Annotated in this window: 14 protein-coding genes and 1 pseudogene; 5 read left to right on the top strand and 10 right to left on the bottom strand. The window is 26.9% G+C overall.

Annotated elements, in window-relative coordinates:
- Positions 1 to 7 precede the first annotated feature (7 nt).
- From BLP75_RS01780 to BLP75_RS01800, 5 genes are all read right to left on the bottom strand, one after another.
- The gene (locus tag BLP75_RS01780; RefSeq protein ID WP_092722274.1) at positions 8 to 355 is read right to left on the bottom strand and encodes a DUF1048 domain-containing protein; all 348 of its coding nucleotides are present in this window, start codon (positions 353 to 355) and stop codon (positions 8 to 10) included.
- Positions 355 to 678: a PadR family transcriptional regulator gene (locus BLP75_RS01785; protein ID WP_092722276.1), complete on the bottom strand. Its 324-nt coding sequence runs from the start codon at positions 676 to 678 to the stop codon at positions 355 to 357. The genes BLP75_RS01780 and BLP75_RS01785 overlap by 1 nt, the downstream gene beginning before the upstream one ends.
- A 300-nt stretch (positions 679 to 978) precedes the next feature.
- Positions 979 to 1746 carry a CPBP family intramembrane glutamic endopeptidase gene (locus BLP75_RS01790; protein WP_092722278.1) on the bottom strand — a complete coding sequence of 256 codons (768 nt, stop codon included), beginning with the start codon at positions 1744 to 1746 and terminating at the stop codon, positions 979 to 981.
- A gap of 173 nt (positions 1747 to 1919) precedes the next feature.
- The gene (gene catA, locus BLP75_RS01795) at positions 1920 to 2543 is read right to left on the bottom strand and encodes a type A chloramphenicol O-acetyltransferase (RefSeq protein WP_092722280.1); all 624 of its coding nucleotides are present in this window, start codon (positions 2541 to 2543) and stop codon (positions 1920 to 1922) included.
- A 64-nt stretch (positions 2544 to 2607) separates the two neighbouring features.
- On the bottom strand, positions 2608 to 3033 hold the full coding sequence (locus tag BLP75_RS01800) for a hypothetical protein (protein ID WP_092722282.1): 426 nt from the start codon (positions 3031 to 3033) through the stop codon (positions 2608 to 2610).
- Between the two features lie 208 nt (positions 3034 to 3241).
- Between BLP75_RS01800 and BLP75_RS01805 the strand changes: the two genes are divergently transcribed.
- From BLP75_RS01805 to BLP75_RS01820, 5 genes and pseudogenes are all read left to right on the top strand, one after another.
- Entirely contained in the window at positions 3242 to 3814 is a 573-nt protein-coding gene (locus tag BLP75_RS01805) for a TetR/AcrR family transcriptional regulator (RefSeq protein WP_092722284.1), read from the top strand.
- A 4-nt stretch (positions 3815 to 3818) separates the two neighbouring features.
- The gene (locus BLP75_RS01810) at positions 3819 to 4589 is read left to right on the top strand and encodes a class I SAM-dependent methyltransferase (protein WP_170827922.1); all 771 of its coding nucleotides are present in this window, start codon (positions 3819 to 3821) and stop codon (positions 4587 to 4589) included.
- Between the two features lie 176 nt (positions 4590 to 4765).
- Positions 4766 to 5245 carry a hypothetical protein gene (locus BLP75_RS01815; RefSeq protein ID WP_092722288.1) on the top strand — a complete coding sequence of 160 codons (480 nt, stop codon included), beginning with the start codon at positions 4766 to 4768 and terminating at the stop codon, positions 5243 to 5245.
- Between the two features lie 231 nt (positions 5246 to 5476).
- Positions 5477 to 5633, top strand: a pseudogene (locus BLP75_RS17970) (IS1595 family transposase); the annotation flags it as partial.
- Between the two features lie 144 nt (positions 5634 to 5777).
- On the top strand, positions 5778 to 6209 hold the full coding sequence (locus BLP75_RS01820) for a GNAT family N-acetyltransferase (protein WP_170139085.1): 432 nt from the start codon (positions 5778 to 5780) through the stop codon (positions 6207 to 6209).
- Between the two features lie 205 nt (positions 6210 to 6414).
- Here BLP75_RS01820 and BLP75_RS01825 read toward each other — a convergent pair whose 3' ends face one another.
- The 5 genes from BLP75_RS01825 to BLP75_RS01845 form a co-directional block, all read right to left on the bottom strand.
- Entirely contained in the window at positions 6415 to 7107 is a 693-nt protein-coding gene (locus tag BLP75_RS01825; protein ID WP_092722292.1) for a CPBP family glutamic-type intramembrane protease, read from the bottom strand.
- 250 nt (positions 7108 to 7357) lie between these two features.
- A complete protein-coding gene (locus BLP75_RS01830) occupies positions 7358 to 9991 on the bottom strand; it encodes an ABC transporter permease (RefSeq protein ID WP_092722294.1) in 2634 nt (877 codons plus the stop codon).
- Entirely contained in the window at positions 9991 to 10671 is a 681-nt protein-coding gene (locus tag BLP75_RS01835; protein ID WP_092722296.1) for an ABC transporter ATP-binding protein, read from the bottom strand. Before BLP75_RS01835 ends, BLP75_RS01830 begins: the two co-directional genes overlap by 1 nt.
- Before the next feature lie 116 nt (positions 10672 to 10787).
- Positions 10788 to 11990, bottom strand: coding sequence for a sensor histidine kinase (locus BLP75_RS01840; RefSeq protein ID WP_092722298.1), 1203 nt, complete (start codon positions 11988 to 11990; stop codon positions 10788 to 10790).
- A 7-nt stretch (positions 11991 to 11997) separates the two neighbouring features.
- Positions 11998 to 12663: a response regulator transcription factor gene (locus tag BLP75_RS01845; RefSeq protein WP_092722300.1), complete on the bottom strand. Its 666-nt coding sequence runs from the start codon at positions 12661 to 12663 to the stop codon at positions 11998 to 12000.
- Positions 12664 to 12841 lie beyond the last annotated feature (178 nt).

Here is a 12841-nt window from a genome sequence, read left to right on the forward strand (position 1 = left end):
TATCCTCCTATTTACCTAATTTTTTTGCTATATTATTGTTTAGTTGTTTACGCCACTTATCACGGAAAGTATTTGAACCCTCTTCACCAACTAGAGCTGAGCAAAAACCTTTAATATCTTCACCTAAAGCACTTTGTACACTCTGACCATCTGAAGCTGTTTCTTCAAGAATATAAAGAGCACTATCCATAATTGGCATTAAGTTACGACCAGTAAAATCAGAATGATTCCAAAGATTTTCCTTAATTTTTTCCCATGCTTCTTGATAATCTGCTGGTAACTCTTTTGCTCTAGCTTCAAAGCTTTTGAATTCCTTTTTCATATCATTACCTGTTATTTTATCCCAAAATGTCATTACTTCATCTCCTTCAATTCATTAATTTTTGTTGAAACAAATTGCCATTTTTCCCAAAACTTATTTAATTCCTCACGTCCTGCATCATTTAGTGTAAAAAACTTTCGTGGTGGTCCTACATCAGATTTCTTTTTTGTAGTTTCTACAAATTTATTTTTTTCAAGCCTTACCAATATTGTATAAACAGTTCCATCTACAACATCTGAAAATCCAAGCTTATTTAGTCTTCTAGTAATTTCGTATCCATATGTTTCTTCATGACTGATTATTTCAAGAACACAGCCTTCCAATACTCCCTTTAACATTTCTGTTATATTTTCCATATTATTTACCTCACTATCTAGTATTACTGGTATTCAGTATTACTTACTACCACTATATAGTATCACTTAGTAGTAAGGGTGTCAATCTTTATATATATATATCTTTTTTACATTTATTCTTACCAATGAAATTTAAAAATCTATGTTAAATCATTTATTTATAAGATATAAATAATAAAAATGACTGATACTCTATATCAAATAGTATCAGTCATTTTATAGTTAATTCGTATTCTATTAAAATTGTTCACAAAGTAATCTAAAATAGCATACATTACTTTGTTTCTATTTTACAATATATTAGTTTTGTGAATTATCTTCAAATAAATTTTTTTCTTTAAATAAGTGTTTATTAGTTTCTTTAGATTCTTCTTTATTTCTTTTATCTGTAATAAATAGATATACTAAAACAGCTATCGCAACTACTAGTCCTAATATAGAATAATTATAATCTAATAAAGCATGTATTAGTATTGGAACAAATATACTGCCACTCTTTTCTAAATATAAAATAAATATAACTCCACTTAATATACCTCCACCTAATTCATTAAGCATATTCTTAAGCAGAATTAATAAACCAGATTCTGATATAATACTAGGTAATATTGAGTGCATTATTCCAAATAATGCTCCGCTTATAATTATTGCACTTATCTTATTATGTTTTTTCAAACTATTGTATATGTATCCTCTATGTATAACTTCTTCAGGCAATGCAACTATAAATAAGTAAAAAAATGCTTTATATATTCCCCTTACCGTATAGTCTCTATTTAAAATAAAAGCTAAAATATAGATTGCCAACAATATTATGCTAAGTTTAGATTTTTTAATTCCAAGTTCAAATAACTTATTACGATAAACTATAATTATAGCTAATGCAAATATTAGCATACTAAAAAAATCGACAATAACTATTTTTCCTACATTTGAAAGTGTTATATCTTTTAATGATATTAACCAATTATTTTTATATGTAATGGTAACAAAAATATAAAAATATATCATGTATATAATTCCAATTAATGCCGGTTTATATCGTTTAACATTTTCCCTTATTCCCATTTCAAACTCCCCCTTATAAACTTAGAATTTATAAAACGTTAATTGTTCCCTTTTTATATTTATTCTCCCTTTAATCCAAAAATACATCCTAATATAACTACTACTAACATAGTGATTATAGGAATAAAATTTCCAAATACACTTTTTTTCACACTTATCTACCTTCCCTATATTTAGGCTTCTACTAATTCTTGCAATTCATTTACAAAACGACTTACATGGAATCCATCACATACTGCGTGATGAACTTGTATTGCTAATGGCAAGATATACCTACTATTCTCTTCATAATATTTCCCCATAGTAAAAATTGGAAGTAAGTATTGATACCCTTTTTGTAAGTTTAAATTAAATCCATCAAACGTAGTCCAAGGTATCATTGACACTGGAAAATTATTTTCAGGTATATCTGGTTTTGCTATCATCTTTTTTACAGAACCAAACATTTCTATATCTTTTTCATATAATTTGCAAAATTCATCATAGCTGTCACAGTATTGAGTCCATATATTAGAAAATGTTTCACTCTCTTTATTAAATACTGTATAACAAGGCAGCATTTCATCAAAAACGCCTAAATTTCCATTAATATCAATCGCGGTTCTAAATTCACTGTGTCTATTAACTACCTTGGTAATAAAATATAACATTGTTGGATATAACTTTCTGTCTGAATTTTTAATTTTTGTAATATCCAATTTAACAGTCATACTATACGTACATGGAATTTCATTAAAATAATGATCAAAATATTCTTTTCTATGCCACTCTTCTTTGTTAATAATATTAAAATTCATATTTATAATTTCCTTTCAAATTCATATTTATATATTAATACTGTCTAATTTTTTATATTTATCGTTATTTGTTAGAATCTACTATTTCACATAGTTTTTCATATGTTTTTTCAGTATCACTACTATTTTTATCGTTATAAACAAGTAATCCATCTTCTAGTTCAATTTTTATATATGGACTTTTATTTTTATAAATATACACACTAGCATCTCGATTATCCCCGTCTATTTTGCATACTCCCCTTATGTAAGTTAGGGTACCTGTCCCTTTTATTCTGTGAATATTATTAATTTCATCTACAAGTTTAACACTTTTAATGTCTGCTACTTTAAATGAATCTACTCCTACTTTTACTGTATCGTCTTTCACAATTAATTTATGAGGAGAAATATCTGCTGTACTTAATATAATAGCAGGTATTGCTAATATTATTAAAAGTCCTAAGACTACTATCCTTTGGTACTTATCTACTTTCTTGTCAGCTACCATAAAAATCTCCTTAACTTTATTATTAATTAAATACAAATATTGTTAATTGAATTATATCATAAGTATCCACTTCAACTCACATCAAATTGAAGTGAAGGTTTTATTGAACTTTAAAATTGCATATGATAATATATTGAATATAATTTCATTGAATATTTATTCAATATATTTATATTTAAATAAAAGATTAAAAAGGAGACACAATAAATTGATAACGAGAGAAGAACAGAAAAAGAAACGTAGAAATGAAATTCTTGAAGCAGGTCTAGATTTATTTATTCGAAGGGGCTATGCAGCAACAAAAATAGTAGATATTGCAAAACAAGTAGGTATGAGTACTGGACTTTTATTTCATTATTTTGAATCAAAAGAAAAACTATATGAGGAACTTATAAAAAAAGGGTTATCCGATTCTATGAGTATTATGAATGATAGTGAAATAGATCCTCTAACTTTTTTTGAGGTTACAACAAATCAACTTTTAGATTTTATAAAATGTAAACCTACTTTCTCAAAATATTTTGTACTAATGAATCAAGCATACTACAATGAGTCAGCACCTGAGAGTGTGAAAAATATGATCAAAGACTTTGATATATATACCCCTACTTCACAGCTTATAAAAAAAGGGCAAGAAAATGGATCAATTAGAGATGGCAATCCACATGCATTAGCTATTGCATTTTGGAGTGCAATTAGTGGAATAGCAGAACAGATGGCTAAAAATCCAGAGTATCCATGCCCAGAAGCTGAATGGATTGTAGATATATTAAGGGGGTAGAATTATGAATAAAAAAACAGTTTATAAAACTTGGATAAGAATAAATAAAATAATTACTCTTTCAGTAATTTCTTTATTTTTAATACTAATTGCACTTTCACCAGTTAATATATTTATAAGAGTATTGGCAGGAATTTTATCTTTACCATTTTTATATACTTCAATAATAGTAACATATTGTTACTATCAATTTTCAGATATAGGTGGTAATTTTCAATATAAAATACATAATTTGATTGTAAGTAAAATCAGTTATACAGGTAATGTCAAAGTACTAGATATAGGTGTTGGTAGTGCTTCACTTATAACTAAGATAGCTAAATCATTGCCAAAAGCATCTCTCATAGGAATTGATTATTGGGGCAATGATTGGGAGTACTCAAAAAACATATGTGAGGAAAATGCAAAATGTGAAGGCGTGTCAGATCAAATTTCTTTTATAAAAGCAAGTGCATCTAATTTACCATTTGATGATAATGAATTTGATGTAGCAGTAAGCTGTTTAACTTTTCATGAAGTAAAAGATGAAAATGATAAGGTAAAAGTATTTAAAGAATCCTTGAGAGTTATTAAAAAAAACGGAGAGTTTATATTCTTAGATTTATTTCTTGATGAAAATGTATTTGGTAAAAATGATGAGTTTTTCCATACTATTAATTCACTTGGTATTTCAAGTATTAAAATTGAGAAGCTCGAAAATATAATTGATTTACCTAAAATTCTATTAAATAAAAAGGTATTAGGAAATGCTGTAATAATCTCTGGAAGAAAGTAAACATAGAGAAAAAACTATGTTTAAACTCCCCTTATCTTTATTACTAATTAGATATACAATTATTGCTAATTATTATATCATAACTTAGAGAGTATGAATATTTTTAAAATCCAATGATTATAAGTGAACTTTAACTATAATAATAGTATTATATAAATATAAGGGAGGGGTTAGCAATGACTATAAAAAATAAATATAAAATAAACGATATTTCAAAATACTTATGTGATGAATTTAAGGCACACGAGATTACTAGAGAAGAATTTCTAAATTTAAGTGAAAATCACTCTACAATTCAGTTAAATGACAACTCAAGAGTATATAAAATAATTGATTCCAATTTTATTCAGTCACTATTAAGTGAAAAAGAAAAAGCAGAAATACAAATAACTATAGATCATTTTAATAAAATTTATGATGATATAGAGTACTCGTCTTATGAATATCAAATAAGCACTGGAAACCTAATAATTATTATCTTAGAAAGTACAGATAAAGATATGTTATCTAGTTTTACAATAGATGGAATTGGAGACTTTGTATTTAATTATTTATCAAAATTTATTGATGATGATATTGAAAAAAGTGAAAATCCTTTAGATGAAGTAATAGAAGAATTAAAATACTTTAAACCATATGGTAAATATTTTAAATAAATTTTAAAAATGGGTATAGGTTGTATTTTAAATAATATTACACACCTTACCCATTTTGTTTTTATGTTTATGTTTATGTTTATTTTTATTCTTATTCTTATTCTTGTTCTTATGTTTATTCTTATTCTTGTTCTTATGTTTATTCTTATTCTTCTCTTAGATTTTTTTCAAGTTGATTTCAGACTCGAAAATTTTTTAAATACGGTATGCATACCCTATTTTTATTATAATAAAAAATGGATGGGCAGATTTAATGGTATTGCAAGTAAGTATATCTTAAGCTAGTAGCGACTCTATTAAAACTAGGAATTTTATTGTACAAAGTAATGTAGTATATTCTTACACTAATATAAAGGATTTCAAATTAATAACACCACTGTTTATATAACTTGTAATAAATTTATAAGGAGAATGCTATAATAAAAATAAGCACGCAACTGTTATATAATGTAAATTAAACATCATTTTATACAAGTAACTATTTATATCGATTGTGATGCTATATACAGCTAATCAATTTTATGGAGGTGCTATGGTTAATATAAAAAATATTGATAGTAAAGATTTCTCAAACTTTATACATATGAAACTTAGAGAGTATAATGATAGTAATTCACCGCACCACAAAGCATATAGAAAAGAGGGAGAAATAAAAGTATTGAACTTTATTGCTGAAGATAATGGTAAATGTATTGGAGGTATAATAGCCGAGGCTTATTGGGGATGGCTAAACATAGAATATCTGTGGGTGGATGAAAATTTTAGAAACAATGGAATAGGCAATGAACTATTAAAAAAAGTTGAAAATATAGCTATTCAAAATGGGTGTAGAAAATCTCAACTTTTTACTTTTGAATTTCAAGCTAAAGCATTTTATCAAAAATATGGTTACAGAATAGCTGGTATATTGGAAGACTATCCACCTGAAAGTAGTTATTATTGGATGTTTAAAAACCTAGAATAAGTAGTATATACTTGTAAAGATTATACAGTATTATAAATGAATAATACTAACAAAAAAAGTAGGAGTAAATCGATTGATATACCCATACTTTTTTGTTAGTAAAACTATTTCTAATATCAACACTATATTAGAATACAGACTAAAAAATAAATAAAGAAAATCAACTATATTCGCTTGGCTACATAGCTGTTCTTTATATCAAAATTTATATAAGTGAAAACATTAAAACCGTTCCTAATCCAAAAGTTGTAAAATCAAATAATACATGGATAATCCATGGTACAATTATACTATTTGATTTTAATCCTGCTATATTAAAGAATACTCTTACTACACCTTGAATTAAAATAATATGAAGAAGTGTATGAATCATATCACCATTAAAATAAGTAGAATAGTGTAGTAATCCAAAAAATATACAACTTAATATAACACCTATTGTTTGTGATAAAAATAATTTATTAGTTTTTTTGAAAATTAAATTCGCTATAACTAAAAGTACAAAGAAACTTATTATTTCTTCAAATAATAAAACAAAAGGTAGTGATATAAATGTCTGAATTAAATGTTCATGTCCAGGGTTTCCTTTTAATGCAATTTTAAACACTTGACTTAATAAAATACCTGAAGCCATACTAGCTATAAATGATATTAGGTACCATATAATTGTGTTTTTAAAAGGCTTTTTAGGTTTTGAAAATATATCAGCTACTCCTTCTTTTCCAAATGTAACAAATAAACTAATAACAGCTAGTGTGGGAACTGCTATGATTTTAAATACAAGTATTAATGAGCTAGTTTGAGGTAATATATCAATTTTAAATGTAATTAACAGCAATAAAACTGATAGTAATACTGGTAGTGCTTTGATTTTGTAGTTTGTTATGATTTCATTCATAAATTACACCTCTTTTTCAATTTTTTATGTTGTTTTATTTTATTTTAAATCACTAATATTTCTAGAACCTTTCTATATTGTTTCTTCTTTCTTAACTTTAAATACTATAGATAATACATCATAAAAATTCACTTAGCTTAATCTACTACGTAGGTGCTACACTTTATATCATAAACTACTTCTTTCTTTTAAAAAAATGGATAAAGTGTGTATTCTAAGTAAATACACACTTTATCCATTATATTTATTATTATACTATTTCATTTTTAATTGATTCTACTACATTACTTTTTTTAACACATGTTGAAGAAAAATAATACGATAAGAAAATAGATGCAATTAAAATCATTGTATACATTAAAATTACTCCTGCTGGGAAAACAGATATAAACTCAGCCCATGTAATTAGTGTTAATCTTAGCATCACCCAACAAATAAATAATACTATTGGTATGCTAATAATAATCGGTGTTGCAGCAAAGAATAATCCTTCTAAAATCAGTATTTTATTTAATCCATTTGGCGTTAATCCTACTGATCTAAGTACAGCAAATTCTCGTTTGCGTAATCTAAGATTATTTGAAATGGTAGAAAAGGCATTAAATATACCAATCAAACCAATCATTAATGCTATAGCAAAAATACTAATAGATATTGATTTTTGAACTAGTGCGTCATGATTCATTTCTTCCAACAGGCTCCATATACTAAAATCATCAGATCCAAGATAAGATTCACAAATCTTATTTAGCTCTTTTTTTACACTTGGGCTAGCTTTATCCCCTACTAATAAATCAATTCCCATAACGCTGTATTCAAGCATACGTTCTGGCATAAACTTACTAACTGTTTGCTGGTAAGTTTTCATAGGGACTATAAATGCTATACTATATCCACCCATTTTTAAATCACTTGGAGAAACTTCTGTAACAGCTCCTACTTGAGTATCAAATTTATAATTTGTATTCATATCATTTTCTACTTTTTCATGTAAAACTAATTCATCGCCTTCTTTTACATTTAATAGTGGTATTTTTTGTACAGCTTTTGAACCATTTGGTGTATGGTATGTGCTATCTAATAATATACCTGTAACTGCACAATCTTGATAAAATTTATCAGGATCAATACCAATTTCTTTACAGTATTTTTTAAATGATTCATCACTTAATCCAACTAAATTTGTTATAATTCTATATTTTCCATTTTCCTTCAGTACATTATGTTTAAAACTTACTTCATCAAATCCTCCAGACTTAGAAAAAACATCTGATTCTTGTTTTTTTGTTACATAAGTTGAAGTACGTACTTGTCTTCTAACTACACTATCCTTAACTTTAGGTAGTGAAATAATTTTATTTATCATATCATCACTTGGTTCATCAAGAACATTTAGATTAACCGTCATATCATATTTAGTCATTTGGTCATTCTTAGACTCAGCTAAATTCAATATAGATATAATGCTAATGTACCCAACGGTTAATGTAAAACACATTGAAATAGACAACACAGCAGTTCGTAAACTTCTTTTATTAGCTGTAAATTGTACTTTTGCCAGCTCACCTTCTATTCCAAATATTTTATTTATTATTGGGTGAGATTTTTGTTTTTTAAGTTTTATATTATTATTATTTTGACGTATTCCAACAATAGCTGATACTTTTGCTACTTTTCTTGCTGGTATATATGCCGATATTAAAACAGTAATCAACGATATAATAATAGCAAAAGCAACTACTACCCATGAGAATGTAATATCTATCTTTCTAAAATTCTCTGTAGCACTAAGAATTTCATTAACTTTAAAAACAACTATATGACTAAATAGATATCCTATCATAATTCCTATTGGCAATTGAATAAGCCATAATAAAAACCCTTCATAGAGTACAGAGTGCTTAATTTGTTTTGGAGTTGCACCTAAACTTTTTAATACTCCTAGTTGCTTAATCCTGCTATTTGCGGATAAAGAAAATGCATTATATATAATTAGGATAAATGCTGCCATAACTAATAAAGTCATTATTATTACTGTTGCTAGTATTACTAAAGCTTCAATATTTGTATTATTTTTATCGTTAATTCCATATAAGCCTAATAAAGATGTATTATAAAGAACATTATATTTTCCATATTCATCTTGTTTCAGTCCCGTAGATTTAGCTATTTTAGGTAATGTATTATAAATTTTACGAGGTTTCTCAAATCTCATATAAACCGTAAGTTCGTCTTTAGGCTTTATTTGTGAATGGTTTAAATATCCCATTGCAATATATCCAGGATATGCAGAACTCCCAGAAACATCTAGTTCTCCAACTATGGTATAATCCTTAGTTTCTATTTCCTTGAAAGTCTCACCTGATCGTTTATTATCTTGAGTTTTAATTTTTTTATTACCTAACATACGATTACCTATTGGAATAGTCAATTTATCACCAATTTTGTACGAAGGATTATCCAAGAAAAATAATTTAGATACAACAATTTCTCCAGATTTTTTAGGAAGTCTACCTTTTGTAAGTGTGTTTTTTAAGCTCATGTCTGACCAAAAATTTTCATCTGCATCTCTCATTAATAGATACGAACGTTTAGTATCAGAAAGCTTAGCAGTAATCCACTGACCTTTAATCATAGTAGCTTCAACTTCTGGATTTTTTGTTACATATTTTAATTTATCACCTGGTATAGATTCAAATAATTCACCATGCCAGTATCCTCCATTTTCAATTGCCTCACTTACTTTTGACTCCCATAAAGTATGTAAAAATATACATAGTGAACATAAAAGTGCTGAAGCAATTGTAATAGCAACGATTATAGAAATTGTATGTCGCTTATTTTTTTTCAAATGGTTATATGTATATTCATTCATTATGTTCATCATTTAATCACCTCATCTGACACAATTTCACCATCATCGATTCTAATCATCCTATCTGCTGATAATGCAATTTTTTCGTCATGAGTAATTATTAAAATAGTTTGATTGTACTCCTTATTTGAAATTTTTAACATCTCAAGAATACTTTCAGAGTTTTTTCTATCAAGGTTTCCAGTAGGTTCATCTGCTAAGATAATAGATGGTCTATAAATTAATGAACGAGCTATAGCAACTCTTTGCTGCTGACCTCCTGAAAGCTGGTTTGGTAAATAATTAAGCCTTTCGCTTAAACCAAGCATTTTTACAATCTTATCAAACTCTTCTTTTTTAGGCTTTCTGCCGTCTAAAAGCATTGGTAATAATATATTTTTCTCAACATTTAATGTAGGTATAAGATTGAAAAACTGATATATTAGACCTACTTTTCTTCTACGAAATAAAGCTAGTTCAGTTTCATTCATTGATGAAATATCAGTGTCCTCAATATATATTTTTCCACTTGTAGGTTTATCCACGCCTCCTAACATATGTAGTAGTGTAGATTTACCTGAACCACTTGCTCCAATTATTGAAACAAATTGTCCTTTGTTTATGCTCAAATTCAAATTATTAAGTGCAGTGACCTTTGTATCTCCCATTCCATAGGATTTTGTAAGATTTTCAGTTCTTAGTATTTCCAAGATATTCTCCCCTTTATTTATTAGTTCATATTTCAAAGAGTTTATGATTTTACTATGTATTTCTTTGATTAACTTCATTTTACTTTTTCTATCTTACATCTTAGTGACATAGTTAATTAATTTCTATAAAACTTTATTATAAATTTTGCTCCTCCTGTTTCCTTATTTAAAGCAATAATTTCACCATTTTGTTTCTTAATTATGGACATTGAAAGAGCAAGTCCAATTCCTACACTATTTTTAGATGAGTTAGCGCCCTTATAAAACCTAGTAAATAAATGTGGAATATCCTTTTTATCAAATCCTTTGCCATTATCTTCAATTATTATTTGTGTGCATAAAGGATCTTGTTTGTAATCTATAGAGATTACTCCACAATCTGGTGTATGTTCGTAGCAATTTTTTACTATGTTAAGAATTGCTTCACTCGTCCAATGAAAATCACCATTAAAAAATATATCACTATTATCTTTAATAAAAAGTTGTTGTTTCTTTTTTTCTATCATTAAGCAGAGAGGTTCAACAGCTACACATATCAATTCATAGACATTAATAGGCTTATATTCTAATTGAATTGAATCTGCATCTATTTTTGAAAGTATCAACAATGATGATACTAAATAATTTAGACGCTCTATCTGTGCTGAAATACTTCCAATATATAAAGCTTCATCTCCTTCAATATTGCTAGATTCTAATAATTCAATCATCAATGCCATAGAAGTAATTGGAGTTTTAAGTTGGTGGGAGATATCTGCAAGGTTATTGCATAGATTTTCTTTTTCTACTCTTTCTTTTTCTCTACTTTCTCTAAGCATCATAACAGTTTTATATAACTCATCTTCTAAAATTGAAAACTCATCTTCTTTGCTTTTAATCTGCATTGTATAATCGCCTTCGTTTATATCATAGAGATATTTTGCTAGACTATCTATACGCTTTTTCTTTATGATATTTGAAACTACTAGAGATACTGCAAAATAAGAAAATATTGCTACTATTAGTATTAAAATCACCTTTAGTACATTGCTAAATCCTTGATTAGTGTTGAAAATAAAGTTTGAGCTTTCTATGTAACCATATTGATTTAATATTTTCTTCCCATTATTTATATCTATTTCATTTTTATTTTTTAGTGCTGATACTAAATCTTGTTCAATATCATCATTAGCATTAGCCCCAACTGCTATAAGTTGTGCAGCTTTTTCATAAAACAGTTTTTCTGATTGTTTGTAAATAAAAGCACCACATACAACACAAAAAATTGTTATATATATAAAACTTGTAGCTATCCATATCCTCATACTTTTTTTATTCATATAAAATTTAATCCTCCAACCTATAGCCGATACCTCTTACAGTTTTAATAAAAGAAGCATCTTCTAACTTTTCTCTAAGACGCTTTATTGCTACTGATAGTGTGTTGTTGTTTACAAATTCTCCATTAACATCCCATAAATTTTCCAAAAGTGTAGATCTTGTTAAAGTTCTATTTTTATTTTCTAGCAATTGTAATAATAAGTTATACTCACCAACTGTTAATTCTACTTCTTGGTTGTTTTTATACACTCTTGATTGAGACTTTATTACTTTAATGTTTTTGCAGCATAAAATATCTTCTTGGATTTGCTGCTTTACTGTTCTACGCAACACTGCACTAATACGAGATTGTAAAACACTTAATTTAAAGGGTTTTGTAATATAGTCATCTCCCCCCATATCTAATCCTTTTATCATATTGCTGTCTTCATCATTGATAGTAAGAAAAATAATAGGGATATCTTTAATTTCTTTTACATAACGACAAAACTCAAATCCTGATCCATCAGGTAGATTTAAGTCTAGTAATATTAAATCTATATCTGGTTTAAAAAGTTCTTTTCCTCTTTTTAAATTTTCACCATGAATAACGTTATAGTTGCTTTTCGATAAAAATGATTTAACTCCAAAAGCAATTGTATCGTCATCTTCAATTATCAAAATATTAAACATCTATCTATCTCCTTTTTTATTATCAAGTTCAACTGGCAATTATTATAATATATTATTTTATTTAAAATTAATGTCGAAGTTTGTATTATATTTGTTTTTAGTAAATAATTTAGCCTTAATTTTCTTATACCTAAAAATTTCACTTCACTCATAGCGCCAACGATTTCGTCCATTACAT

Origin of the sequence: Romboutsia lituseburensis DSM 797 (genome assembly GCF_900103615.1) — a bacterium.
Classification (GTDB): Bacteria; Bacillota; Clostridia; order Peptostreptococcales; family Peptostreptococcaceae; genus Romboutsia_F; species Romboutsia_F lituseburensis.

Coding starts and splice junctions, on each gene's coding strand:
- BLP75_RS01780 (WP_092722274.1), bottom strand. CDS start 355: ATGACATTTTGGGATAAAATAACAGGTAATGATATGAAAAAGGAATTC.
- BLP75_RS01785 (WP_092722276.1), bottom strand. CDS start 678: ATGGAAAATATAACAGAAATGTTAAAGGGAGTATTGGAAGGCTGTGTT.
- BLP75_RS01790 (WP_092722278.1), bottom strand. CDS start 1,746: ATGGGAATAAGGGAAAATGTTAAACGATATAAACCGGCATTAATTGGA.
- catA (WP_092722280.1), bottom strand. CDS start 2,543: ATGAATTTTAATATTATTAACAAAGAAGAGTGGCATAGAAAAGAATAT.
- BLP75_RS01800 (WP_092722282.1), bottom strand. CDS start 3,033: ATGGTAGCTGACAAGAAAGTAGATAAGTACCAAAGGATAGTAGTCTTA.
- BLP75_RS01810 (WP_170827922.1), top strand. CDS start 3,819: ATGAATAAAAAAACAGTTTATAAAACTTGGATAAGAATAAATAAAATA.
- BLP75_RS01815 (WP_092722288.1), top strand. CDS start 4,766: ATGACTATAAAAAATAAATATAAAATAAACGATATTTCAAAATACTTA.
- BLP75_RS01820 (WP_170139085.1), top strand. CDS start 5,778: ATGGTTAATATAAAAAATATTGATAGTAAAGATTTCTCAAACTTTATA.
- BLP75_RS01825 (WP_092722292.1), bottom strand. CDS start 7,107: ATGAATGAAATCATAACAAACTACAAAATCAAAGCACTACCAGTATTA.
- BLP75_RS01830 (WP_092722294.1), bottom strand. CDS start 9,991: ATGAACATAATGAATGAATATACATATAACCATTTGAAAAAAAATAAG.
- BLP75_RS01840 (WP_092722298.1), bottom strand. CDS start 11,990: ATGAATAAAAAAAGTATGAGGATATGGATAGCTACAAGTTTTATATAT.
- BLP75_RS01845 (WP_092722300.1), bottom strand. CDS start 12,663: ATGTTTAATATTTTGATAATTGAAGATGACGATACAATTGCTTTTGGA.